Origin of the sequence: Desulfobulbus sp. (assembly GCF_030824455.1) — a bacterium.
Taxonomy (GTDB): Bacteria; Desulfobacterota; Desulfobulbia; order Desulfobulbales; family Desulfobulbaceae; genus Desulfobulbus.
The window spans coordinates 60,965-85,506 of sequence record NZ_JAVBXR010000110.1 but is presented as its reverse complement, the minus strand read 5'-3'; the positions used below and the strand labels follow the sequence as shown (position 1 = coordinate 85,506).

Annotated in this window: 16 protein-coding genes and 1 tRNA gene; 15 read left to right on the top strand and 2 right to left on the bottom strand. The window is 59.1% G+C overall.

What is annotated here, in order from left to right:
- Window positions 1-69 precede the first annotated feature (69 nt).
- Window positions 70-6,903 (bottom strand): hypothetical protein, encoded by a 6,834-nt coding sequence (locus RCH93_RS14290; protein ID WP_306549088.1) that lies wholly within the window; start codon window positions 6,901-6,903, stop codon window positions 70-72.
- Window positions 6,904-7,246: 343 nt separating this feature from the next.
- On the opposite strand from RCH93_RS14290, the gene RCH93_RS14285 reads away from it, so the two are divergent.
- Window positions 7,247-7,537: a hypothetical protein gene (locus tag RCH93_RS14285; protein ID WP_306549087.1), complete on the top strand. Its 291-nt coding sequence runs from the start codon at window positions 7,247-7,249 to the stop codon at window positions 7,535-7,537.
- 77 nt (window positions 7,538-7,614) lie between these two features.
- A complete protein-coding gene (locus RCH93_RS14280) occupies window positions 7,615-8,073 on the top strand; it encodes a helix-turn-helix domain-containing protein (protein ID WP_306549086.1) in 459 nt (152 codons plus the stop codon).
- A 414-nt stretch (window positions 8,074-8,487) separates the two neighbouring features.
- On the opposite strand, the gene RCH93_RS14275 is transcribed toward RCH93_RS14280, so the two are convergent.
- Window positions 8,488-8,574 (bottom strand) — tRNA-Leu (locus tag RCH93_RS14275).
- A gap of 391 nt (window positions 8,575-8,965) precedes the next feature.
- Between RCH93_RS14275 and RCH93_RS14270 the strand changes: the two genes are divergently transcribed.
- From RCH93_RS14270 to RCH93_RS14210, 13 genes are all read left to right on the top strand, one after another.
- On the top strand, window positions 8,966-9,937 hold the full coding sequence (locus RCH93_RS14270) for a bifunctional riboflavin kinase/FAD synthetase (protein WP_306549085.1): 972 nt from the start codon (window positions 8,966-8,968) through the stop codon (window positions 9,935-9,937).
- Window positions 9,938-10,079: 142 nt separating this feature from the next.
- Complete coding sequence (locus tag RCH93_RS14265) at window positions 10,080-10,712, top strand: tetratricopeptide repeat protein (RefSeq protein WP_306549084.1); 633 nt, start codon at window positions 10,080-10,082, stop codon at window positions 10,710-10,712.
- 5 nt (window positions 10,713-10,717) lie between these two features.
- Window positions 10,718-11,869, top strand: coding sequence for a DVU0298 family protein (locus tag RCH93_RS14260; RefSeq protein ID WP_306549083.1), 1,152 nt, complete (start codon window positions 10,718-10,720; stop codon window positions 11,867-11,869).
- Window positions 11,859-12,464, top strand: coding sequence for a tetratricopeptide repeat protein (locus tag RCH93_RS14255; RefSeq protein WP_306549082.1), 606 nt, complete (start codon window positions 11,859-11,861; stop codon window positions 12,462-12,464). Before RCH93_RS14260 ends, RCH93_RS14255 begins: the two co-directional genes overlap by 11 nt.
- The gene (locus RCH93_RS14250) at window positions 12,465-13,118 is read left to right on the top strand and encodes a riboflavin synthase (protein WP_306549081.1); all 654 of its coding nucleotides are present in this window, start codon (window positions 12,465-12,467) and stop codon (window positions 13,116-13,118) included.
- Between the two features lie 94 nt (window positions 13,119-13,212).
- On the top strand, window positions 13,213-14,457 hold the full coding sequence (locus RCH93_RS14245; RefSeq protein ID WP_306549080.1) for a bifunctional 3,4-dihydroxy-2-butanone-4-phosphate synthase/GTP cyclohydrolase II: 1,245 nt from the start codon (window positions 13,213-13,215) through the stop codon (window positions 14,455-14,457).
- Window positions 14,458-14,480: 23 nt separating this feature from the next.
- Window positions 14,481-14,948 carry a 6,7-dimethyl-8-ribityllumazine synthase gene (gene ribE / locus RCH93_RS14240; RefSeq protein ID WP_306549079.1) on the top strand — a complete coding sequence of 156 codons (468 nt, stop codon included), beginning with the start codon at window positions 14,481-14,483 and terminating at the stop codon, window positions 14,946-14,948.
- Window positions 14,949-15,010: 62 nt separating this feature from the next.
- Entirely contained in the window at window positions 15,011-15,433 is a 423-nt protein-coding gene (gene nusB, locus RCH93_RS14235) for a transcription antitermination factor NusB (protein ID WP_306549078.1), read from the top strand.
- 287 nt (window positions 15,434-15,720) lie between these two features.
- Window positions 15,721-17,892, top strand: a complete 2,172-nt coding sequence (locus tag RCH93_RS14230; RefSeq protein WP_306549077.1) for a DNA translocase FtsK 4TM domain-containing protein — start codon at window positions 15,721-15,723, stop codon at window positions 17,890-17,892.
- A 403-nt stretch (window positions 17,893-18,295) separates the two neighbouring features.
- The gene (gene aprB, locus RCH93_RS14225; protein WP_306549076.1) at window positions 18,296-18,721 is read left to right on the top strand and encodes an adenylyl-sulfate reductase subunit beta; all 426 of its coding nucleotides are present in this window, start codon (window positions 18,296-18,298) and stop codon (window positions 18,719-18,721) included.
- Window positions 18,722-18,787: 66 nt separating this feature from the next.
- Window positions 18,788-20,803 (top strand): adenylyl-sulfate reductase subunit alpha, encoded by a 2,016-nt coding sequence (gene aprA, locus RCH93_RS14220; RefSeq protein ID WP_306549075.1) that lies wholly within the window; start codon window positions 18,788-18,790, stop codon window positions 20,801-20,803.
- Between the two features lie 183 nt (window positions 20,804-20,986).
- Entirely contained in the window at window positions 20,987-22,240 is a 1,254-nt protein-coding gene (locus RCH93_RS14215; RefSeq protein WP_306549074.1) for an FAD-dependent oxidoreductase, read from the top strand.
- Window positions 22,241-22,251: 11 nt separating this feature from the next.
- Window positions 22,252-24,504 (top strand): FAD-dependent oxidoreductase, encoded by a 2,253-nt coding sequence (locus RCH93_RS14210; RefSeq protein WP_306549073.1) that lies wholly within the window; start codon window positions 22,252-22,254, stop codon window positions 24,502-24,504.
- Window positions 24,505-24,542: the final 38 nt, after the last annotated feature.

The window sequence follows — 24,542 nt, the reverse complement described above, 5'->3', positions numbered from 1 at the left end:
GCACGCTTGATCGGCAAACGATCCCCTGGTAGACGAGCTGGTGAGCTGGTCGCAGCGCGTCTGCCTGCCCTACTTGGCTTTTACTGACCAGGCGCCGGTGGCCTTGTTCGTCCCATCGGCGGCGCGCCATTGGCCTTTGCCGGTCTTGGCGTCGAACTGACCGGTCAGGTTGCCGGTGATCTCGGCATAATCCTTGCCGCCCCGCAGGGCAAGCTGCGCCTGGCCTTGGGCGTTCACGGTTCCCTCGATCTTGGCGACCTCGAGTTTTTCAAAGGTGACCGCTCCCGTCACCTTGCCTCCGCCGCCGGCCGTTGGCGCAACGGTCAGTTTGATCCAGGCGGGGTCAGGATGCTCGCTGGTGGTCATGGTTCCGCTGTAGCTGCCGGCCAGGGCAATCCCTTGGGCAGGCCCCTGCGGCGACGCGGCCGCAACTGTTGGCGTCGCCGGTTTGGCCGCCGGAGCGGTGGGGACGCTTGCAGCTTGAACTGGAGGGCCAGGTAGGGGGTGCGGCGCCGTTGCTGTTGCCGCTGCCTGCCCCGCTTTTTTGGCCGCCTCGACATAGGGCTTGTTGCTCGGTTCGCAGGCGGCGGCTTTGGCATAGGCATCGGCTGCGCCCTTGAGGTCTGTTTCCTGCGTGCAGATCTGGCCGATTTGGAATAGGGCCTTACAACTGCTGGCGCAACCTTGGTTGGCCACCGACTCAAAGAGCAGTTTGGCTCTCTTTTTGTCGCCCTGGCTAAGGGAAGCGGCAGCCTCGTCCATGGTCATGGTGCAGGCAGCCTCCTCTTTGGCCCGCTTGTCGGAGCTGGATGTCAGCTGTTTTTCTGCCTCGACCAAGGGCGGATATTTGGGGTTGATTGCCTTGGCCTCGTTCAGGATGGCTTGGGCCTTTTTCTGGGCGGCTTTTCCGGCCGGGGTGCTCTCCTTGCCGCTGGCCGCGGTCATCTGCGCTTTGGCCTGTTGGGTAAGCTGGGCCAGTTTATCACGCTGCGAACAGTAGGCGGCCAGATCGCTGCGCTTGGGATCGGCCGCGAGCACTGCATTGGCCTTGGTGCAGGCGGAGTCGACATCGCCGCTGTTCCAGGCGGCCTTGGCCTCGGCCGCCAGCTTCTCGGTCTCGCCCCCTTTCTGCGCCCCTTGCTTGATAGCCTCTTGGGAAATCGTCACCTGCACGGTGGTCGCGTCTTTGCCCAACAGGACGTTGTTCTGATCCCGCACCTCAACCCGGATTTCCAGGGTGCCTGGCGTCGACCGCTGGGCACGGGTCTCGCGGCTGGCCGATCCACCACTCAGACTGCTGCCCTCGCCAACACTCCAAGCGTAACGCAGGGCGCGTCCTTCGGGGACCGGCGCGACCTCGGCCCGGAATCCCACATCCATGCCGGCGACAATCTCCTTGTCCAGCCGGACCGCGCCGACTCCCGGTTTCCAGGCCAAGGGCTTGGTGGTTTCGCCGCCCCAGGCATGGCCGAGATTGGTGATTTTGACCTGCACCTTCCTGGGCGTCACCGTCAAGGTCTGCGCGGCCAGCTCCTCGCCGCCGGCCTTGCCCTTGAGCCGGGCGGTGATCCGCACCGGCTCCTCGCCCTTGAGCGTCAGGGCGTAGCGACGGGGATCGGAGGCGGCTCCGCTGAAGGCGCCGCCCTGGCTGTCCTCCCAGAAGTAGGAACAATCCTGGTCGGTCATTTTCGGGGTTTCCGTTGCGCGGATTACGACTTCCTGGCCGGGCAGCGGATCAGTGGGGCTTGCCGCCAGCGCCAGTGACGGGCCAACCGCCTCAACCTCGATCTGGGCCGACTCCGCCGCCGTGGACAGCGTCGCCCCTTCCTTGGCCAGGGCAATGGCCCACAGCTTGGCTCGGCCCGGTCTGAGCAGCACGGCGCTGTTGTCCAGCACCCCCGGTCCTTCGGCCTTGGCATAGCGAACCTCGGTGGCGGGCTCCCAGCGGATCACATATTTTGCGGCGTCGGCCGGTTTGCCGCCTTCGGTGAGGGTCGCCTTCAAGCCAACCGCGCCGCCCACCGGAATCTTGGCCTCGGCGGGTGAGGTTTTGCTGAGGCTCAGCCGCAGGTCGGACACCGGCAAACTGAAGGCGGCTGAGGCGGTCTTGCCCTCACCGTCGGTGACCACGAGGCCAAAGGCCAGCGGGGCGGCCGGGGATTTGGCCGGCGCCTGCGCCTGGATTGATTCCGCCTTGGCCTGGGTCGGCGGGACCGGTCCGGTCCATGCGTAGGCGTAGGGCGGTTTGCCGCCTTCAACCATTGCTTTGACGGTGGCGATTGCGTTCGGCCCGAGGCTTGGTTTGTCGGAGACGATCTTCACCGCCAGAGGTTTGGCCTCTTCGGCGCTGAAGGTCTTGTTGGTGGCCGGCGTGCCGTCCGACTTGAAGGCGGGCGCGCCGATGCGCAACGAACCGATGATGCCCATCATCTCGTTCATCGCGGCGTTGGCTTCGCTGTCAAGGAACTGCGTGTCGTTGCGGCTCCAGGTGGTGTTGACGTGGCCCCAGATGACGCCGGTTCCGCCGGCGCCGCCGCTGATGGAGAAGACATGACCGTCGCGCATGATCGCGCCGCGCACAAAACCGCTATAAGCGCCGCCCGCGTCCACCCAGCAGAAATCCAGATAAGGGCAACGGTAATCGATGCGGGCCTTGTGGAAAATGACGTAGCCCTGGAATCCACTGGCCGAGACGGCGCGGATTTCGCCGCGCTGATCCATGCCGTTGCGCAGCGAGGCCTCCAGCTCCTGCGGACTCTTGGCGCAGAACGAATCGCAGCGGCGGACCTCAATGCTGGCGTTGACCGATGCCTTGCAGTCGTTGCCCTTGCACCCCGCCGACATCAGAACGGCCTCTTTGCGTTTGGCGGAGAAACCGTTGGCGTCCGCTGTTCCTTCCCAGGGGCCGGAGGCGGAAACGGTGAAGCCGGGGAAGGCGGACGGCGTGGTTGTGGCCGATGAGGCGAAGGGTTGCCCGGCAGTCGTCGTCCCACTTTCCGGGGGAATGGCTCCGGTGTTGAACGGCTGCTGCGGCGACGGGATGGGGTCAATCGGGCCGAGTTTTCCGGTCGGCGTCCCGCCGAGGCCGGCGGTGGCTGGGTTGCTGGGGTCGGTCTTCAGCCCTGGTCCTGTTTGCTTGTCGCCCTGGCCCTTGGATGAGGTGGTTTTGTCCGGATCGGGTGCAGGTTGGTTTTCGACCGGTTGTTTGGTCGCATCCGGGGGAGACGAGACCGTAATCTCGCTGGTCAGCTCGATCAGCGGCTTCTTGGTTCCGTCGGCGGCGGACTGACTGACCGTGCAGACCACCGTTGCCGTGCCCTCCTTGGGCGCGGTCAGTTTGACCACCGAGCCTTCGAAGGCGTCCAGGGCGCAGTTTTGACAGCGCCAGGCATAGGTCAGATTTTCCGAAGCCAGTTTGCCGCGCGGCCGCACTCCAGCCGTCGCCTTGGCGCCGGGCTTGACCTTGCGCGGGGCGATAGCGAGCACCACGTCGGGCCGGCCCTCGGCCACGGCCAGTTTTTTTCGGATTTCCGCTTCAACCGGCGGATCGGTTCCGGCCAGCACAAAGACCACGCCAACCGTCACCTTGCCCTCTTCAGGGGTGGTGAAACCGGTTTTGGTGGTCAAGGGTTCAGTGAACGATGCGCGCAGATTGTCGGCGCTCCAGCGGAAGGTTACTGCCCGGTCGTTAACCATCTTGCGCAGTTTTTCGTCCTTGAAGCGCAGCTCCAGGTTGACGGGTTCGCCGGCCTTGAGCACGCTCTGGCCGGGAACGATCTCGGCGCCGGCCTCGACCAGTTTTTTGAGATCCGCTGTTTTCAAATAGAGGGCCCGGACCTTTTCCAGGGCCTTGGCGTACTGTTCGTGAAAGAGCGAGCCCTTGGGACTCTGCGGGGCCTTGAGGTCGTCTTCGGGCCGCCCCGAGTCCTCGGCCGCGGTCGCCTGGTTGCCGGCGTCCAGGGAAGCGCGTTCGGGATATATCACCTCGGCCAGGATCCCGAGGGCTTGGCGGTCGGTGGCGTCGTCCATCAGGGGAGGGCCGCGCTTGATTGCGGAAACGTCGGTCATCACCCGGGCGGTGTCTGCGGCAAAGCCCCGCCGGGACTGCTTGTGGCGGACGCTGTCCTGCCGGAAATCGCCGGAGAAGCCAAACCGCAGCACCGGGGCCATGGTCAGGCCGGTTTTATCGGCAACGCTGGCGCGCAGCTCGGCCGCGGTTTTGCGCATGTCCTCGTAGGCGGCCGTGGCCTGGATCAGATACTTGCCCTCGGCGAGTTGTTTCTGGCGTTCGGTGGAGATGTCCGGCAGCGCCGGCAGAAGCCGGGGATCAGCCGCGGCTGCGGCCCGTTGCGCAGCCTCCTGGGCCAGGTCGACGCCCAGCGGCCCGCCGCGCAGCTCCTCCAGGGAGCGCTGGAGTTCCATCAGCTCCTTGACCATCTCCTGCGGGCCCTCGACCGCCTTGTGGGCCTCTTCGGCCAGGGTAATGAGGTGTGGAACCATCACCGAGGGATAGACCGCTCTGGCCCGTTTGCGCATGGCGTTGCGGTACTGATCAAGCAACTGACACCAGTTGTCTTTCCATTTGGAGCCGTCCGAGCAGACGGTGTCCCAGCCGGCAAGGTAGTCGTACAAGGTGAATCCGGCCTGGAACCATTGCCAGTCCTGCATCTCCGAGACGCCCTCGCGAACGGCAATCTTGCGCCAGGTCTGCTGATAGGCGTTCTGGAGTTCGCCCAGCACCGGATCGCTTTCGGCGTAGCGTCGGGCGTAAAGTTCGGCGGCCAGCTTGGTGAGATCAACGGTGATCCATTCCTGCGGCTTGTTCGGGTTGCGGACCGCCGATTCGCCGGCCCTGGGGAGAAACTGGGCCAGCTTGTCGCGGGGAATCTGCTGTTCGCGGCCCACGGCCAACGCCTTGAAGCTATGCCCCTCGAACACGCCGCTGGTCGCCAGCACGTCGACCAACTGGTCCTGGTAGGACTGCAGCTGCCAGGCGCGGCCGAACTCGACGGTCATCTTGGCCGCGTCCATGCTCAGCGCCGCCGGCCACATCCCCGGATAGAGATAGAGCGCATCGGTGACGAATTGGTAGGCCGCTCCCGCGCTCAATCCCTCCTGGGCGATTTTCTGGAAGGTCATGGCGCCGGGGGCGAAGTCAAACAGCGCAAAGGCTGCCGAGGAGAGATCCTCGGTCCAGCCGCCGTCCTTCCACCGGTCCGCCATGGCGTTGTAGATCCTGGGACCGGCAAGGACGGCGGTTCCTACCCCGGCCACCGACATGCCGATCATCAGTTTCTTGCAGCTGGGCGAACCAACGCATTTGCTGAAAAAGGCGTCTCCCTCCTGGGTCTGCAGGCTCGGTTTGAGGCCGTTTTCCAGGAATTCCAGCTCGGCGGCGGCCTGGGCCGCCTCGGGGCCGCCCTTGGCAACGGTCGCTTTCCTGGCGGCAACGGCCTCGTCGGCCGCCTTGAGCTTATCTGCCGCCCGCAGGGGACGGAGCCGTTCGAGCAGGCTGGCAAATTCCTCCTCCTTTCCCGACCACTGACGCAGGACGTCGAGCATGTCTTCGGACTGCCAGCGGGCGGTGTAGAGCAGTTTTTTTAGGCCAGGATTGCCGTTCGAGGATTTGATAAGTTCGTCCACCATGGCGTCGGCCTTGATCCAATGGCAGATTTCCGCCCCATTGGCCTCCAGATCCTTGAGGGTGGCGAGGCCGTTGGCCAGTTCGTCGACGGCGGCGCGGATGTTGGCGTTTTCCGCCAGTTTGCCGCCGGCGTTGCGGTCCACCAGATCCATCAGCCGGGAGTGGACGCCTTGGAAGGAGTCCCTGGCGCTGCGGACGCGCAGATCGTTCATCATCGTTTTTTCGGCCTGGCTGAGGTCGACCGGCGGAACTTTGCCGGCCTTGGCGATGATGTCGTCCAGGGCGGCCATTTCGCTGTTCGCGCTGGCGGCGCCGATGCCAGCCTCGTTGATCTTGGACCGGGTGCGTTTGAGGTACTTGGCTTTTTCCGCGTCGGTCAGCTTTGCCCAGCCGCCGTGGTGATGGATCTGGCGTTCGACGCTGGCAAACATGGTCAGCGGTCCGTACCGCTTGGCCGCGTCGTCGAGCAGGGAATTGAGCCAGGAGGAGGTCTCCGGCATATTCTTGAGATAGTCGGCCAGCGGCGTCTTCAGGGCGCTCAAGGCGCCGTCCCCGGTCCGCCCGTAGACCACCGCGCCCTTGTTCAGCATTTCGGAGCGGATGCCGCTCATCGCCGCCTGCCCCTCGAATTTCTCCGGCTCCAGCAGGTTGAGCACCGCCAGGTCCTGGCGGCTGAACCGGCCCGGGTCCTGGACGGTGAACCCCTTGACCTTGAGCTTGGCCAGGCCGCGACTCTCGGCCAGCCGGTTAAATTCGTTCTTGGCGGCCATGGAGTCCGGGCCGACAAAGGTGATGTCGTCGTCGGAAAGGATGAATTTGTAACCCGACTCCGGCCGGTCGGCGATGTGTCGCAGGCCGGACGACCCGGTGCGAATGACGGCCTCCATGTTCGGATGTTTGGCCACGATCTCGGCCAGCAATTCGTTGACTTGCCCCACCCGGACATCGTCGAGTTCGGCAAAGAACCGCCGGGCGGCAGCGTCCCGCGCCTGCTTGTCCGGGTGCGAGGTTGCCAGGGACTGGTCCACGGTTTTGGCAAAGTCCATGGTGTCCTTAGCCGAGTCGATGTTCAATTGCCGTAGTATCTCGGTGCGCTGGTCGCCCCCTCCGCCGGCCGCCCAGTCGGCGACTGCCTGGCGGATAAAATCCTGTCCCCCGTTCTGCGGGGCGGCGGCGTGGACGAAGGCGACCGCAACCAGGATGAAAAACTGCACGAACAGAAGACAGGCGGTGAGACGGGCGTAAGGTCTGCTGGGCATGGGGCGACTCCGTACAATGGGGGTCTATGGGCAGGGGGAAATCGTCGCAGGCAAGGTCGGCCCCAAAGAGGCCGCTGCTGCGGGTCAGACGCTGAAGCGGCTTTACGTCTTCACGCGGTGCCGGAGGGGGAAGATACGCTCCCCGTCGGTTGCGGAAGGCGAAAGTGGAGTGTGTTGGGAAAGGCGTCCCGGTTGGGTTCGGGTTGTGCCAAGGCGGGCGGCGCATTGGCGACTGCCAAAAACCTTTGTTGTCCCGCTGCAGCAATCAGCCGGCACTTCATCTTGCTGGCCCGCAGTCGTTGTCGCATAAAGATGTGCTACAAAACAGCAGACGGCAAGTCAAATGAATTTTCTCGGCTGCCGGCGTTGGATTGTCGACCCATGGCGCTGGCGCGTGAACACCCTCGGGCTACCAGAGAAGTTACTCCCTGGATTGCGACGAGCCGGAGGGGGCTACAAGTTTGGCCCTGATGAAGCGGAAGGCCTGCTGCTGTTCCATGTTAAGGAGCACGAAAGGATGGTGAGGTTCGGCGGGGCGGAAAAGTTTTTAGTGTTGGTTGAGGTGGCTATTTGCTCTTCTGAGCGGGATGCACACCACAAAACCTCGTCGATGAAGATGATATTTCATTTCTAAAACAAAAGGCCGTAAAACAGAGGTAGCTCGAGGGCGCCTTCCGCCAGGACCTCTCCTGTCGCATCAATGTCATCCCGGTGACCATCCCGCCGATGCGGGAGCGGCCCCTTGATCTGCCCTTGTTGGCGGAATCCTTTTTCCGCACCCTGCAGCTCAAAAGCGGCAAAGATATCCGCAGCGTCTCCCGCCGGGCCATGGACCTGCTCATGGCCTACTCCTGGCCGGAAAACGTGCGCGAACTGCGCAGCACCCTTGAGTATGCCTTTGTCACCTGCCAGACCACTTCGATCGAGCCCGAGGACTTGCCTGCCGCCATGCTTCAAGCGCAAACAGTGGCGAAAGGGCCGGTGGCCGGCGCATCCCGTCAATATTCAGGGGATCGGGAGCCACGACGGAAGCAGGAGTTGATCGAGGCCTTGCGGGGGGCCGAGGGGTATCAGAGTCGGGCTGCGGAGATTTTGGGAATTTCCCGGGTGACGGTGTGGAATCGGATGAAGCGGTATGGGTTGCGGGCCATACGGCAAGTGACTCAGTGAGTGGACTGATTGACCAGCGGCATGCCCAGGTAGAGGCGGCCCCTTTGAACAGCAAAGCTCAACAGGGCAAAGAAGTCCGTGCCGAGCTCAACGAGCTGGGGCTGGCTTCTGAAGCGTGGAAAGAGTGAATTTGTTGGTCTGGAGGAATTTGTTCGGTGCGGCGCGGTTGCAAATCGACTGAAGGGAGTTGGAGCCCTCAATGGGAAGGGACAGACGGACTCGAGGCTTTTGAAAAAGCAAGTGGTGTTTGCAATTTTCTCGTTAAATTGAGAGTATAAGTGGAATTCGCTGTGCGCAAAACAAGAACAGCCAGGACAACTGCGTTGTCCTGGCTGTAAATTTCGCTCTATTTCAAGCAAAACCGGTAACGAAATTAGGGGGATATATAACCCGAGAACTTCGTGACTTATAAAATGGTGCCGAAGAGAAGACTCGAACTTCCACTGGGGAACCCCAACTAGACCCTGAACCTAGCGCGTCTACCAATTCCGCCACTTCGGCACTGCGTCGGCGATTATGCTCGTTTGGCGCTCCTTTGTCAAGATTTTCTTTGCAGCCGGTGCGGAATGTTGCTCCGTCCAAGGCGCGGGGGCTTAGCCTGGTGGGCGGCGAAACAAGCGCTGCGCTGAAAATTGGTAGGCCGGCGGCGAACAGTTGCGGCGCAATTTCGAAAGGATAGAGCGTCGATTGGGAGGGCTGAAGGGCAGGGCGCCTCGGCGGCGGGCGGCTGCAGGATGCGCGTCGCCGGTTACGGCGGAGGACATGAACTGTTTGCTTGTTTTTTCGATTTGGGGTACATATCCCGATTCCATGGTCGCGAGGAACGTCTTGCCAACCGGGAATTCACTTTTTTGTTGTGCTACGAACCCGCCGATCAGCGGCGGCGGCTTCCATGGAAATATACACCGACCTTACAGAGATTCGACGTCCCTTCACCCGTGCGCATGTCACCATCGGCAACTTCGACGGCGTCCACTTGGGGCACCAGCGGCTGTTTGACCAGGTGGTGGCCAGGGCTCGGCAGAACAAGGGCGTCAGCGTCGCCGTCACCTTTGATCCGCATCCGCTCAAGGTGTTGAGCCCCCAGGGCATCCGGCTGATCTCGACCACGCCGCAGAAGATCGAGCTGATCGAACGGGCCGGGATCGAAATATTGGTAATCATCCCTTTTAGCCGCGAAGTGGCGGTGACCACGGCGGTTGATTTTGTCGACGATGTGTTGCTCAAGCGGGTCGGCATGGTCGATCTGGTGGTCGGCTATGATTACGCCATGGGCAAGGGACGGCAGGGCGACACCGCCTTCCTCCAGCTTCAGGGTGAGGAAAAAGGGTTTTCCGTGATGGTCATGCCGGCCCATTACGAGCAGGGCATGCTGGTCTCCAGCACCCGCATCAGGGAGTTGGTGGCCGCCGGCAAGATGCGCGACGTGCACCGCCTGCTTGGCCGCTACTATCAGATACGCGGTGACGTGCAGTGGGGGCGGCAGCGCGGCGGCAAATTGCTCGGCTTTCCCACCGCCAACCTCAACCTCTCCGAAGAAGATCTCTGTCCCAAACGGGGGGTGTACGTCACCCAGGTCATCTATGATGGCCGGCAGTACGGCGGGGTGTCCAACATTGGCTACAATCCGACCTTCGGCGGCGCCAGCCTGGTGGCGGAAACGCATATCTTTGATTTTAACGCCGACATCTACGGGCGACCGCTGAAGATCAATCTGCTGCGGCATTTGCGCGGCGAGATCACCTTCAACGGCCCGGAAGCGCTGGCCCGGCAGATTCGCAAGGACATCGAAGTCGCGCAGAAGGTTCTGGCCAAAGAACGGCAGAAAAAGCTGATCGCCTATCACCGGTCCGGCGACGCCTGAACTGCTTGCCGCACAAATTTTTCCCGAACGCGGCGGCTTGCGTCCGAAACGTTTGTGGCTATACTATAGAAACTTTTTTTCATGGGTTTGCCGGAACACGCCGGCAAAGGCTTGTCACTTAAGAATATAAGAAGGTTTTTTTATGACGGAAGCACAGAAGCCGGCCGATATCTCGGCTGTGATCAGCGAGCTTGAAAAGGTGGTGCAGGATAAACCGAACAACGTCATGGCCCGGCACCATCTTGGCCTTGTGTATCGGCAGGTGGGACGGGTCGACGAGGCCATCGTTCAGCTGGAAAAAGCCATCGAACTGGACAACCAGTCCATGGAGAGCATGATCAATCTCGGCGCCATCTTTTTTGATCGCGGCGACACTGAGCGCGCCATGGAGCTGAACGAGCGGGCGTTGAGCATCTCGCCGGACATGGCCGAGGCCCACGTCAACATCGGGTTGATCCGCCAGCACCGCAACGAGGTTGATCAGGCGGTCAAGTGCTATTCCAAGGCCCTGCAGATCGATCCCAAGCTGATCACCGCCTGGATCAACCTGACCTCGGCCTACACCATGCTCGAAGACGACGTCAAGGCGGTGGACGCGGCCCGTCAGGCCGTCACCCTGGAGCCGGATTCGCCCATGGCCCGCAACAATCTGGCCGTGGCCCTCTATTTCAAGGGCGACTTTGCCGAGTCCCAGCGCAACATGGAAAAAGCAAGCGAACTGGGGTACAGCGTTGATCCCCGTTTTGTCGACGCCCTCAAGGCGAAGCTGGCGTAAGAGCCATGGGCAGTAAGGCGGAGGCGTTTCTCAAACCCTGGTGTCCGTTCTGCGGCATGGACGTAGGCAAGCCAACTGAAGGCCAGCAGCGCAAATTGCGGGAGTTCCCCCTGGGCGTGTGCGAATGCGGCGCGGTGTATGTGGCCGAGGCCACAGGGCACAACATCGGCGCGGCCATGGTCGAGTGCCTGGTCAGCGCCTGCAACGATCAGTGGGACCTGGCCTGGGAGCTGATTCCAGAGGACGATTACCTGACCGGCACGCTGGAAAATTACGACGAGGTCACGCATCAGATCGTGCCCAAGCGCAATCTCGACGGTCGCGCCGTGCGCGGGGTGCTCTATTTCGTCCGCCTGCACCGGGAAATGGCCGAACTGGTCAAGCGCTACGAACACAAACTGGCCGCTGGAGTCGCTGAACAGGGCGGTCCCGCAGGCGCGGTCCCGGAGGTTGCGCCGGCCATCGAGCCCGCCCGTGATCCGAAACGGAAAAAACGTCGGGCCGACAAGCAGGTGGTCAAAGAACTGGCCCAGCGGCTTGACATTGACGCCTTGGTGGATCTGTACTTTGACGACCGCAAGGTGCTGCGCTATCTGCAACGGCTGCTCTATGAACCCCAGCAGGGCGCGCGCTACCAAATCGCCTGGGTGCTGGGGCAGGTCTGCGGTCGGGTGGCCACCCGCGAACCCGGACCTGTGGCCGATCTGTTGCACCGATTGTTTGAAGCCTGCTCCGACTCGGCCGCCAGTTCCTGGGGCATGGTCGAGACCATTGGCTCGATTATCGCCGCCCGGCCCGACATCTACGGCGCATTTACCCGGCATCTGTTCAATTTTATGGGCGATCCCGGCACCCGTGAGGCCGTGCTCTGGGGGTTGGGTGAAATCGCCGCGACCCGGCCGGAGTTGATCCGCAAAACTCCGTTTTATTCCCTGTTCCCGGTGCTCAACCACAGCGACCCGGTGCTGCGCGGTCTGACCCTGCGGCTGCTTGGCCGGATTGCGGCCAAGGAAGCCGGGTTGCAGATCATGGGATTGCAGCGCGACGACACCTCCGTCACCATTTACGAACAGGGCGCACCCGTGACCATCACCGTGGCCGAACTTTCCGCGCAAGCCACCAGCAACATTCACAAGGAAGCAGTCAATGGCGAGTGAAACCTTTCAACCTTTGAGTTCTCTGGGGCCTATGTCCCAGGAAACCAAGGCCGAACAATCCGACAATCCGGCCAAGAACGATTATATTGAGGGCCGCAAATTCTACGGCAACGGCGAATATGCTCAGGCGGCCATCGCTTTTCACAACGCTCTCAGAGGTTTTGAGGAGCAGGGCGACGAGCAGGGAATCGCCAACGCCTCGGATCGGTTGGGCGACGCCTGTCTGGCCCGCGACGAATACGCCATGGCCATCGCCAACTATCAGCGTGCTTACACGGTCTGCGAAAAAGAGGACGACAGCTTTTCCCAGTTGGCCCTGAACAAAAAAATGGCGGCCGCCTACCGCAAACTCGGGGACCACGAAAAGGCCCTCGAACTGCTCTACGACATGCTGGAGCATTACCGCCTGACCCAGAACCCCAAGGGCGCGGTCGAGATATTAATTGTCGTGGCCGAGGTCTACAACGAGCAGGGCGACAAGAGCAGGGCGGCCGACGCCTACCGCTCGGTGTCAAGCATTCACAGCCGGTTCAAGCATTCCCGCCTGGCCGAGGAGTTTGCTCAGTTGGCCAACGCGTTGGAGCAGGGCGAGTAAATGTTCACCGGGATCATCCAAGGGCTGGGCACGCTGGTTGAAAAGCGGCCGGCCGGCGGGGGCATGATCTTTGGCCTGGACGCGGATTTTGCCCTGACCGATCCCCAAGAGGGCGAATCGATCGCGGTGAACGGTGCCTGTCTGACGGCGCGCAACATCAAGGGGGCCAGGTTTTACGTCGACGTGTCGCCGGAAAGTTTGACCCGAACCGGGCTGGGCCAACTGCAGACCGGTCATCGGGTCAATCTGGAGCGGGCGCTGCGCCTGAGCGACCGTTTGGGCGGCCATCTGGTCAGCGGTCACGTCGACGCCCAGGGGCGGGTGGAACAGCGCCGCGCAACCGGCGATTTCACCCTGTTCACCTTTTCCCTGGACCCGGCGCTGACCAAGTATGTGGTGGAAAAAGGCTCGATCACCATCAACGGAGTCAGCCTGACGGTGAACGCCTGCGAGCGCGGTCGTTTTTCAGTGTCCATCATCCCCCACACCTTGTCGGTCACCACCTTGGGCGGCCTGAAGGAGGGCGACCGGGTGAACCTTGAAGTCGACATGATCGGCAAATATGTGGAAAAACTACTGGCGGAACAATCGTCCGGCACTGCTGCGGAAAACCGGATCAATCCGGCCTTTCTCGCTCAGCACGGATTTCTGTAAGATTGGTTGAGGATCGCTCTCCGGGCACGCGCCTGGAGGGGTTGAGCAAGAGGGAAGACCGCGGCAAAGCGGCCTTTCCGCAACGAGGCATGATATGGCAGTCAGTTCGATAGAAGAGGTAGTGCAGGACATCAAAGCCGGAAAGATGGTTATTCTGGTGGACGACGAGGATCGTGAAAACGAGGGCGACCTCTGCATGGCGGCGGAGATGGTGACGCCGGAGGCCATCAATTTCATGGCCACCCACGGCCGCGGTCTGATTTGCCTGGCCATGAGCCCGGACATTATTGATCAGTTGGGCTTGCCGATGATGGTGTCCAACAATCAGTCGCCGTACGGCACCGGGTTCACCATCAGCATTGAAGCCCGCACCGGCGTCAGCACCGGCATCTCAGCGGCGGATCGCGCCCGGACCATCGAGGCGGCAGTGGACCCCAAGGCCACGCCTCGCGACATCATCAGCCCCGGGCACATCTTTCCCCTGCGCGCCCGAGGCGGCGGCGTTCTGGTCCGCACCGGTCAGACCGAAGGTTCGGTTGATTTGGCTCGCATCGCAGGTCTGCGCACCGCCGGCATCATCTGCGAAATTATGAAGGACGACGGCACCATGGCGCGCATGCCCGATCTGGAGGTCTTTGCTCAGCAACATGGCCTGAAGATCGCCACCATCGCCGATCTAGTCGCCTACCGTTTGCGCAAGGACGTGCTGGTGCGCCGCGCCGCAGAGGCCCGGCTGCCCACCTTCCACGCCGGCGAGTTCCGTTTGATCGCCTATCAAAACGATGTTGACGGTCAGGAGCATGTGGCCCTGGTCAAAGGCGAGATCAATCCGGAAGAGCCGGTGATGGTGCGCGTCCATTCCGAATGCCTGACCGGCGACGTCTTTGGCTCCGCCCGTTGCGACTGCGGCTCGCAGCTGCACGCAGCGATGCGCATGGTTGAGCAAGAGGGTCGGGGCGTGGTGCTGTATATGCGCCAGGAGGGTCGCGGCATCGGCCTAATCAACAAGCTCAAGGCCTACAAATTGCAGGACAACGACGGCCTGGACACGGTCGAGGCCAATATTCGCCTCGGGTTCAAACCCGATCTGCGCGATTACGGCATCGGCGCCCAGATTCTCCGCGATTTGGGCGTGCGCAAAATGCGCCTTTTGACCAATAATCCCAAAAAGATTATTGGCCTGGAGGGCTACGGGCTCGAAGTGACGGATCGCCTGCCCATCGAGATTCCCGGCGACGAGGAAAACAAGGACTATCTGCGAACCAAACGCGATAAAATGGGACATATCCTTGAATTGTACGGCGATCAGCCGATGGGATGCATCACCAGGGATCCGTGATATTTTAACTACAGGAACACAGCATGGCACAGTATCTTGAAGGACATTTACAGGGCGCGGGACGTAAAATCGGCATTGTCGTGGCCCGGTTTAATTCGTTTATCTCTGAAAAACTGCTGGAAGGGGCGATCGACACCTTGGTGCGTTCCGGGGTCAACACCGACGACATCGTGGTTGCCCGGGTGCCCGGAGCCTTTGAAATTCCTCTGGCAGCGCAAAAAATGGCGAGGTCGGGCAAGTATGAGGCGGTTATCTGTCTCGGCGCGGTGATTCGCGGCGCCACGCCTCATTTTGATTACGTGGCTGGCGAAGTGGCCAAGGGCACGGCACAGGTGATGCTCGACGCCTCCATTCCAGTGCTCTTCGGCGTCTTGACCACCGAAACCATCGAGCAGGCCATTGAGCGCGCCGGAACCAAGGCCGGCAACAAGGGCTCGGACGTGGCGGTTGCCGCGCTTGAGATGATCAATCTGCTGGAAGCGATCGGCTGATCGCCTGTGCGCGCCTGCTTGCAGCGCGTTTTCTTTACCTTTATCGATTGTCATAGAATTTCATGGGATTACGTCGCAAATCGCGAGAGTTGGCCTTGCAGTTTTTATTCAGCCACGATTTTCAGGAGCGCTCCGGCGCTCCTGAAGAGGTGGGCAGAGATTTTGACGTCTTTTGTCAGGCCTTTGACGTCAGTGAACAATCCTTGCCCTACGGTCGTGAACTGATCCAGGGCATCTGCCGAGACTGCGACGCAATTGATGCCCTCCTGGCGGAACATTCGCACAATTGGCGGGTGGAGCGCATGTCCCATGTGGATCGGAACATTCTGCGCATTGCCGTGTATGAAATGCGCGACTGCGACCAGGCGCCCGCTCAGGTGGCGATCAACGAGGCCCTGGAGATTGCCAAGCGCTATTCCATCGGCGAATCTGTAGCGTTTATCAACGGCATTCTTGACGCCGTGCAGGCCTCGTTGCCTCGATAAATCCCGCCTGTCGCCGGGAGGCCGCTTGTCTTTCTTTCAGACTTCGCCAATCTGGTTCCACTCTTTCGCTCTGCCGCCGCGTTGGTGATTGCCGCCGTGCAGTCTCCCCCATCAGGGCGAGGAGAGTGATTGGTATTTTTTCGGGATACAATCCTTCCCGCCATTGCCCATCTCGCCCGTGCGTGTTTCAGGGCGCCTAAGCGGCCGCCGCAACGGCGCCGAGGACGCGACTTGTCTTTGAAGCTTGCACGGCGTGACCATGTCGGGCCTTATTTGAGCACCTTGGTATGTCCACATCCGTCTCGCGACCGCAGCCCAGAAGCCGGCAAGAGGTTGTTTCTCTCATCCTCCTGTTTTTTGTACTCTTTCTTTTGCTGGCCCTTGGCAGCTACAGCCTGCCGTTGCTTGGCCCGGAGCCCGCCCTGCAGCAACCGGCCGCCAATTGGTGCGGCGCCATTGGTTTCTATTTTGCTCACTACCTGTTGTCGATTTTCGGCCTGATTGCCGTTTTTCCCGTGGGCATCCTTGGCTACGCCATGACCACGGTGCTGCTGTCGCGTCCTGCAACCAATCGCCTGCCCGCCATAGTCGCAGGCCTCTCCGGAGCCATGATCAGCTCTTCAGGGCTGTTCGGCGCCTTTGAGCAGATGCTTTTGCCGGCGGCCTTTGTGGCGCCCGGCGGCTATTTGGGCTCTCTGGTCTGGACCCTGCTGCACAGCGCTATCGGCGGTGTCGGTTCGATGCTGGTGTTGCTGTTGCTGCTGATTTTTTCCCTGATGGCTTCGGTGCGATTTTCTCCTTTGGCCCTGGTGCGGCGCAGGTCAGCGGAAGTTGGCGTCGCCCAACCGCTCGCGAAGCCATTGGAATCAGAGGCGGCAAACTCGGAACGGCGCGTGAAAGCCCCTGCCGCTCCGAAAACGGCGGCAAAAAAATCCCAGCCTGCGCCTGAAACCGTTGCCCCCCCTGCGGTGCATGAGCCGTTGAAAAACGCGCCAAAACAGAAGCAGGAGGCTCTCGCCGAGGATCGCGGTCCTAAAACGCCGCGATTGAGCGATTTCCAACTGCCGCCGCTGACCTTGCTTGATCAGAACGACGAGGGCGATATTGAGCTGAGCCGCGAACACTACTATGAGGTGAGCGCCACCTTGCTGGCCAAACTTCAGGATTTCGGGGTGCAGGGAACAGTGGCTGGCATTTCGCCGGGGCCGGTGGTCACCACCTACGAATTTGCTCCGGCGCCGGGGGTCAAGATCAACAAGATCGTCACCTTGGCGGACGACTTGGCCATGGTGCTCAAGGTGGATCGGGTGCGGATTGTCGGCTCCATTCCCGGCAAGGCGGCCATCGGCATTGAGATTCCCAATCCGATCCGTAAAACCGTATTCCTGCGCGATATCCTCTTGACCGACGAGTATCAGGACGCCGCTTCCATGCTCACCCTGGCGCTTGGCTTTGACGTCATCGGCCGGCCGGTGGTGGCCAACCTGGCGCGGATGCCCCATCTGCTGATTGCTGGCGCGACCGGGGCGGGCAAATCGGTGGCGATCAACGCCTTTATCGCCTCCATCCTGTTCAAGGCCACGCCTGACGACGTGCGCTTGCTGATGATCGATCCCAAGCGGATCGAATTGTCGATGTACGACGACATACCTCATCTGCTCCACCCGGTGGTGGTCGAGGCGAAAATGGCGTCGCGGGCGCTGTTGTGGGCCGTGCGCGAAATGGAACGCCGCTATCGTCTGCTTGAAGAGCGACGGGTGAAATCCTTTGCCTCGTACAACAACGTCGCGGAAGAAAAGCTGCCCTATATTGTTATTATTGTCGATGAACTCGCCGATTTGATGATGGTCGCCTCAAAAGATGTGGAAACGTCCATCGCCCGCTTAGCGCAGATGGCGCGCGCCGCCGGAATGCACATTATTCTGGCGACGCAGCGCCCTTCAGTGGACGTGCTCACCGGGTTGATCAAGGCCAATTTTCCTACGCGAATATCGTTTAAGGTTTCGTCCAAGGTCGATTCGCGCACCATCCTTGACGGTTCGGGCGCCGAGCACCTCCTGGGCATGGGGGACATGCTTTTCCTCCCGCCCGGCGCCGCCAAGCTGCAGCGCATCCACGGCGCCTTTATTTCTGAGCACGAAACCGAGCGACTTGTCGAGTGTCTGAAGCTGCAGGGGAGCGCCGAATACGACGAATCGGTGTTGCAGGTGGTTGAAGAAGAGGCGGACGGCGGGGTTGCCACTGATGAGGAATATGATGAGAAGTATGACGAAGCAGTCGCCGTGGTGACGGAAACAGGGCAGGCCTCGATTTCCATGGTGCAGCGTCGGCTGCGCGTCGGCTACAATCGCGCCGCAAGGATGATCGAAATTATGGAGAAGGAAGGCATTGTCGGCCCTGCCGACGGCTCGCGGCCGCGTGAGGTTTTTGCCCGATCAAGCTATAGCGAGGATGATTGACCGGTGTGCGATGAGAGCCGCGCAAGCCGCCGTTTGATTCGCTGGCGCCGTGTTCAGCGTGTGGGAAAGAGTTGCCAGACGGCATGTTTATCAGTATGTATCCATAATTCTGATGCTTTGGTTAAATTTTGCTGTTCAGCCTTGTTTTGACGATTTTTCTTGACATAGGTGGGGCAACAAATTAAAAGACTCACACAACCAGAATGAGTGGCTGTTCATTTTTTGAAAAATAATAAAATGTCTGAAAAGACGTGTTAAATGAGCATGTTCTAAAAAATGGTTGCGGTGGAAAACGGATGGCTGCATGACGTGAGTATTTGTTTTTCTTGAAGCAAGAAGCTAGAGGTTATTGGCTGTCCAGTTCGGACGCCATAAAGGAAAATCCAAGTGAGGAGGTAGTTTAATGCCAAGTTACGTAGATCCTTCAAAATGTGATGGTTGCAAGGGCGGCGATAAGACCGCTTGCATGTACATCTGCCCCAACGATCTGATGGTTCTCAATGTTGAGGCCATGAGAGCGTACAATCAGGAGCCGGATGCATGCTGGGAGTGCTACTCCTGTGTTAAGATTTGCCCGCAAGGCGCTATCTTTGTTCGTGGCTATGACGACTTCGTGCCCATGGGCGGCCAGGTTCATCCGATGCGTTCTTCCGATTCCATCATGTGGACCGTTAAGTTCCGCAATGGCAACGTAAAGCGTTTTAAATTCCCGATTCGGACCACCGCTGAAGGCGCTGCCAACGAGTACGCCGGTCAGAAGGGTGCAAACCTTGACGACGAGTGTTTGTTGCTTGAGGCCAATCTGCCGACCCCCACTAAGCTGGCCTAAGCGTCAACGGGAAACAAGGGTTCACTCAAAATTCTATTCTGAAAATACTACTGAGGAGATAGAAATATGGCATTACCAAATAAGCCGAAAGGCGAGCTTGCCGCCGTTGTCGATCCGGAAATCGTTGAGCATAGCTGTGACGTGCTGATCGTCGGCGGTGGTATGGCTGCTTGCGGCGCCGCTTTTGAGATCAAGAAATGGGCTCCGGAAGGCATGAAAATCATCCTGGTGGACAAGGCGTCCATGGAGCGCTCCGGCGCTGTTGCACAGGGTCTTTCCGCTATTAACACCTACATCGGCGAGAACGCCATCGAAGACTATGTCAAGATGGTTCGCAACGACCTGATGGGCGTTGTTCGCGAAGACCTTATCTACGACCTTGGTCGTCACGTTGACGAGTCCGTAAAGCTGTTCGAAGAGTGGGGTCTGCCCGTTTGGAAGAGAGCTGAAGACGGATCCAACCTTGACGGTTCCAAGCCTGCTAAAACCCTTCGTGAGGGCGGAGCTCCGGTACGTACCGGCAAGTGGCAGATCATGATCAACGGCGAATCCTACAAATGCATCGTCGCTGAGCCGGCCAAGAAGGCGTTAGGCGAAGAGAACATTCATGAGCGTATTTTCATCGTTAAGATGCTGCTTGACAAAAACAAAGACAACACCATCGCCGGTGCTGTTGGTTTCTCCACCCGCGAGAACAAAGTTCATGTTTACAAATGCAAAGCAGCTCTCGTAGCCTGCGGCGGCGCTGTTAACATCTTCCGTCCCCGGTCCACCGGTGAAGGTAAAGGCCGTGCATGGTACCCGGTATGGAACGCAGGTTCCACCTACACCATGTGTGCACAGGTTGGCGCAACCCTGACCATGATGGAAAACCGTTTCACACCGGCGCGCTTCAAAGACGGTTACGGCCCGGTTGGCGCATGGTTCCTGCTGTTCAAGGCCAAAGTGCAGAACGGTCTTGGCGAGTTCTACGCCAACAGCCCTGCAGTTAAGGAAGAGTTGGCCCAATTCATGCCGTACGGCGCCTCTGCGGTTACCCCGACCTGTCTGCGCAACCACCTGATGCTCAACGAGCTGAAGGCTGGCCGCGGTCCGATCTACATGGCTACCGACGTTGCTCTGAACGCCTTCCTGGATGCACAACGTGCAGCCGGCAAAGACGAAAAAGAAGTGAAGAAGTTCTGGAAGCACCTTGAGTCTGAGGCTTGGGAAGATTTCTTGGATATGTCCGTTGGTCAGGCTGGTCTGTGGGCTGGCGCTGATATCGAGCCGGAGAAAGTTGGTTCCGAGATCATGCCGACCGAACCCTACATGCTGGGTTCTCACTCCGGTTGTTGCGGCATCTGGACCTCAGGTCCGGAAGAGAGCTGGGTACCGGCAATCGACGGTCCTCGTTCGCATCAGTACAAGTGGGGCTACAACCGTATGACCACCGTTAACGGTCTGTTCACCGCAGGTGACGGCGTTGGCGCATCCGGTCACAAGTTCTCCTCCGGCTCTCATGCCGAGGGTCGTATCTGTGCAAAAATGATGGTGAAATATTGCCGCGACAACGCTGCATTCGCCCCTGAATTAGCACAGACCCCCCAAGAACTGGCTGACGAGATCTACGCACCGGTCAAGCTGTACAACCAGTTCAAGGATGCATCCACCGCAGCCGACGTCAATCCGAACTATGTAAAACCGTCCGGAATGATGATGCGTCTGATGAAAGCCACCGACGAGTACGGCGGTGGTGTTGCAACCTACTACATGACCTCCGGCAAGCTGCTGAACATCTGTCTGGATCTGCTCCGCTTGATGCGTGAAGATGCAGCGAAGATGGCAGCCGGCGACCTGCACGAGTTGATGCGCGCTTGGGAGAACTATCACCGCATCTGGTGTGTAGAAACCCACATTCGTCACATCGAGTTCCGTAAAGAGTCCCGTTACCCCGGATTCTACTATCGCTCCGATTATCCGACCGTTGATGATGAGAACTGGAAGGTATTCGTTAACTCCACCTTTGATCCTAAGACCAATGAGTGGAAGTGCGAGAAGGTCAATTGCGTGAACATCATCGAGACCACTCCTTGGATCTGATCTCGAGACGACACTAATTGTCTCCAATAAAATCTCCAGACTCCCTTGTGGGGTCTGGAGATTTTTTGTATACGGCTCTGATTTTGTTTGAGTTGATGCGAAAGATGAAGTAATTTTTCACATTTCGGATCAATTGAACCAGAAATCACCTTTCATCAATACCAGCAGTTATGGAGGTTTGGCATGAGTGACACTGCAGGCAATGGTGCGGTACTGGTTGTGGGTGGCGGTATAAGTGGTTTGACCGCCGCGCTTGAAGCTGCTGAAGTCGGCAACGACGTTTTTCTGATCGAGAAAAACTCTTATTTTGGTGGCCGCGTAGCCCAGCTCAATCAGTATTTCCCCAAACTTTGTCCCCCAACATGTGGACTTGAGATCAATTTCAAACGCATCAAGGACAACCGAAAAATTAGAACCTACACCCTGACCACCGTGAAGTCGATCTCCGGCGGGCCTGGCAACTTTGAGGTTCAGCTGGAAACAGCGCCCCGCTACATCAACTCCAACTGCACCGCTTGCGGCGATTGCGCCCAGGTCTGCACCGACGAGATTGAAGACGCCTTCAACTTTGGCATGGGCAAGACCAAGGCCGCTTATCTGCCCCACGAGATGGCGTTTCCTCGCCGTTATGTGCTGGCCAAAGAAGCGTGTTCCGCCGCCTGTCTGGACGCCGTCAAGGCCGCCTGCAAGTACAACGCCGTTGAGTTGGACATGCAGCCCAAAACCTTTACGCTGAAGGTCAGCTCCATTATCTGGTCGACCGGTTGGAATCCTTACGACGCCAACAAGATCACCAATTTGAATTACAATTCCTCTCAGGCGATCATCACCAATATGATGATGGAGCGTTTGGCTGCCGACAACGGTCCGACAAGAGGCAAAATCGTCCGACCCGGCGACAACAAAGAACCGGCTTCCTTTGCCTTTGTGCAATGCGCCGGATCCCGCGATGAGAACCATTTGCAGCACTGCTCCTATATCTGCTGCATGGCCACCTTCAAGCATATTTCCTATATCCGGAGCCAGTATCCGGACGCCAAGATCTATGTATTTTACATCGATCTGCGCACCCCTGGGAAATACGAGCATTTCCGCGAGAAGTTCATGGCCGATGCAAACACCACCTTTATCAAAGGCAAGGTGGCCGACATTGTTGCCGAACGCGATGGTGGCGTCACCGTGGTTGCTGAAAACGCGATCACCGGTGCGAAAGTGCATCAAAAGGTCGACCTCTGTGTCCTGGCGACTGGCATGGAACCGGCTCTTGGCGAGCAGGGCAAGGCTTTGGGCGTAACTATGGACGGCAACGGATTTGTCGTTTCCAGTCCGGAAAAGGGCATGATGTCAGCTGGCTGCGCTAAATCAGCCGTTGATGTTTACTCCAGTGGACAATCCTCCACTGCAGCTGCTCTCAAAGCTATTCAGATCGGACGGTAGGAGGAGAGTCAATGAAAAAAGTATATGGTGCATATCTCTGTACTGGTTGTGGCATTGGCAATGTCCTCGATGTTGACGGATTGAAAGACGCGGCGGCCGACGCCGGCATCGCCATGCAGGACCACGGTTGCCTGTGCGGAGCCGATGGTCGCGCGTTTATTGAGAAAGACATTGCCGAGAAGGGCGTGAACACCATTGTCGTGTGCGCTTGTTCACCACGCGTCATGCAGCAGGAATTTAATTTCGGCGAGCAGACCATTACCGTGCGCGGCAACCTGCGTGAGCATGTGGCGTGGACTGCGGGCGAACCGAAGGAAGACGGCAGCGTCGATGATTTTCTCCAGGAAATGGGCACGGACTATGTGCGCATGGCTGTGACCAGAGCTCAGAAAACCGAGTTGCCGGTTCCCTACACCATGGAGAGCATCAGCAAAAAAATTCTGGTCATGGGCGGCGGCATTGCGGGTTTAACTGCGGCGAAAGAGGCTGCAAAAGCCGGTTATGCAGTGACCCTGGTTGAAAAAGACGCGCAGTTGGGCGGCAAAGCGCTGGGCTGGCGGAAGATGTTTCCGACTGCGTACCCGTATTCCGAACTGGAAAGTCCTAATATTCAGCAGCTGATTGCCGAAGTTCAGGGCGACAGCAAAATCACTGTAAAGACGGCCTGTGAAGTTGCGCGGATCGGCGGCGCTCCAGGCCAGTTCAATGTGACCCTCAAGGCTGCCGGCGCCGTTACCGAGTGGGACGCTCCCGCCAAGGTTACCGCTGATCAGCAGGATCTCATCAACAAGGGTGAGGTGGACGATCCCAACAAGGGGCTGCAAAAGTACACGCTGTTGAATCCAGAAGGCGAGATCTTCGGTGCCGTTGTCCTGGCCACCGGCTGGAAGCCTGCCGATGTATCCCAATACGAACATCTGGGTTACGGCAAGCTGACCAATGTGGTCACCAACGCCGAGTTTGAAAAGTTGGCTAAAAACGGCAAGGTCCCGGCCCGCGTCGCTTTTGTGCAGAGCCCTGGCGGCAAAGAGAACGACAAAGACTTCCCGTACTGCAACTCGGTCACTTCCATGGTGGCTTTAAAGCAGGCCAACTATGTTGTCGAAGACAACCCGGTGGACGGCAAGGCCTATATTCTCTATCAGCATATGCGCACCCCCGGCAACACTGAGTTGTTTTACAAGGGAATGCAGTCGCAGGACGGCGTGTTTATGACCAAGGCTGCAGTCACCAAGGTCGCTGCAGCCGGCAACGGTTTGACCGTCGATGTTGAAGACAACCTGTTGGGCGAGAATCTGCAACTGGAAGTTGACATGGTGGTTCTTGCCGCCGGCATGGTTCCGACCACCGCCGCAGAGAATGTGATCAATTTGGCGTACCGTCAGGGGCCTGCCTTTTTAGATCTTGATCTCTTCGACGGCTATGCTGATTCGCATTTCATCTGCTTTCCGTATGAGACCAGAAGAACCGGCATTTATACATGTGGCGGCGTGCGCAAAGCCGAGACCATGGAGGAAACCATTGACGACGCCACCGGCGCGGCATTGAAAGCCATTCAATGCATTGAGTCGGCCAATCGTGGCGTTGCCGTGCATCCCAGGTCCGGCGATCAAACCTATCCTGACTTCTTCTTCTCGCGTTGCACCCAGTGCAAACGCTGTACAGAGGAATGTCCGTTTGGCGCGCTGGATGACGATGAGAAGGGAACGCCGTTGCCTAATCCGACCCGTTGTCGGCGCTGCGGCACATGCATGGGCGCTTGTCCTGAGCGCATTATTAATTTTGCCGACTACAGCATCGACATGATCGGATCAATGGTCAAATCCATTGAAGTTCCCGACGACGATGAGGAAAAATTGCGCGTCGCCGTGTTTGTATGCGAAAACGACGCTTATCCCGCGATCGATATGTCAGGTATGCACCGTAACAAAATCAACCGCCTTGTTCGCTTCATTCCGGTTCGTTGTTTGGGATCGGTGAACATGGTGTGGATTAAGGACGCCATGTCTTCAGGTATGGACGGCGCTTTGTTGCTTGGCTGCAAGTACGGCGACGATTATCAATGCCACTTTGTCAAGGGATCCGAGATCGCCACCAGGCGTATGGAGAACATCGGCGAAACCTTAGGTTCGCTCGGCCTTGAACCTGAACGTTGCGGCGTGCGGGAAATCGCCATCTCCGATTACGATAAAATTCCTGCCATCATCGATGAATTTGTCGAGGAAATCGTGGCAATGGGACCCAATCCGTTCAAGGGCTTCTAATTTTTATCAAGCCTTTTTCTGCCGCCATCTTCTCGTTG

Bases quoted from the DNA above. Each gene is read 5' to 3' on its own strand.
- nusB (WP_306549078.1), top strand. From the start codon at position 15,011: ATGGGATTACGTCGCAAATCGCGAGAGTTGGCCTTGCAGTTTTTATTC.
- RCH93_RS14250 (WP_306549081.1), top strand. From the start codon at position 12,465: ATGTTCACCGGGATCATCCAAGGGCTGGGCACGCTGGTTGAAAAGCGG.
- RCH93_RS14215 (WP_306549074.1), top strand. From the start codon at position 20,987: ATGAGTGACACTGCAGGCAATGGTGCGGTACTGGTTGTGGGTGGCGGT.
- RCH93_RS14260 (WP_306549083.1), top strand. From the start codon at position 10,718: ATGGGCAGTAAGGCGGAGGCGTTTCTCAAACCCTGGTGTCCGTTCTGC.
- RCH93_RS14210 (WP_306549073.1), top strand. From the start codon at position 22,252: ATGAAAAAAGTATATGGTGCATATCTCTGTACTGGTTGTGGCATTGGC.
- RCH93_RS14290 (WP_306549088.1), bottom strand. From the start codon at position 6,903: ATGCCCAGCAGACCTTACGCCCGTCTCACCGCCTGTCTTCTGTTCGTG.
- RCH93_RS14245 (WP_306549080.1), top strand. From the start codon at position 13,213: ATGGCAGTCAGTTCGATAGAAGAGGTAGTGCAGGACATCAAAGCCGGA.
- ribE (WP_306549079.1), top strand. From the start codon at position 14,481: ATGGCACAGTATCTTGAAGGACATTTACAGGGCGCGGGACGTAAAATC.
- aprB (WP_306549076.1), top strand. From the start codon at position 18,296: ATGCCAAGTTACGTAGATCCTTCAAAATGTGATGGTTGCAAGGGCGGC.
- RCH93_RS14270 (WP_306549085.1), top strand. From the start codon at position 8,966: ATGGAAATATACACCGACCTTACAGAGATTCGACGTCCCTTCACCCGT.
- RCH93_RS14285 (WP_306549087.1), top strand. From the start codon at position 7,247: ATGAATTTTCTCGGCTGCCGGCGTTGGATTGTCGACCCATGGCGCTGG.
- RCH93_RS14255 (WP_306549082.1), top strand. From the start codon at position 11,859: ATGGCGAGTGAAACCTTTCAACCTTTGAGTTCTCTGGGGCCTATGTCC.
- aprA (WP_306549075.1), top strand. From the start codon at position 18,788: ATGGCATTACCAAATAAGCCGAAAGGCGAGCTTGCCGCCGTTGTCGAT.
- RCH93_RS14230 (WP_306549077.1), top strand. From the start codon at position 15,721: ATGTCCACATCCGTCTCGCGACCGCAGCCCAGAAGCCGGCAAGAGGTT.
- RCH93_RS14265 (WP_306549084.1), top strand. From the start codon at position 10,080: ATGACGGAAGCACAGAAGCCGGCCGATATCTCGGCTGTGATCAGCGAG.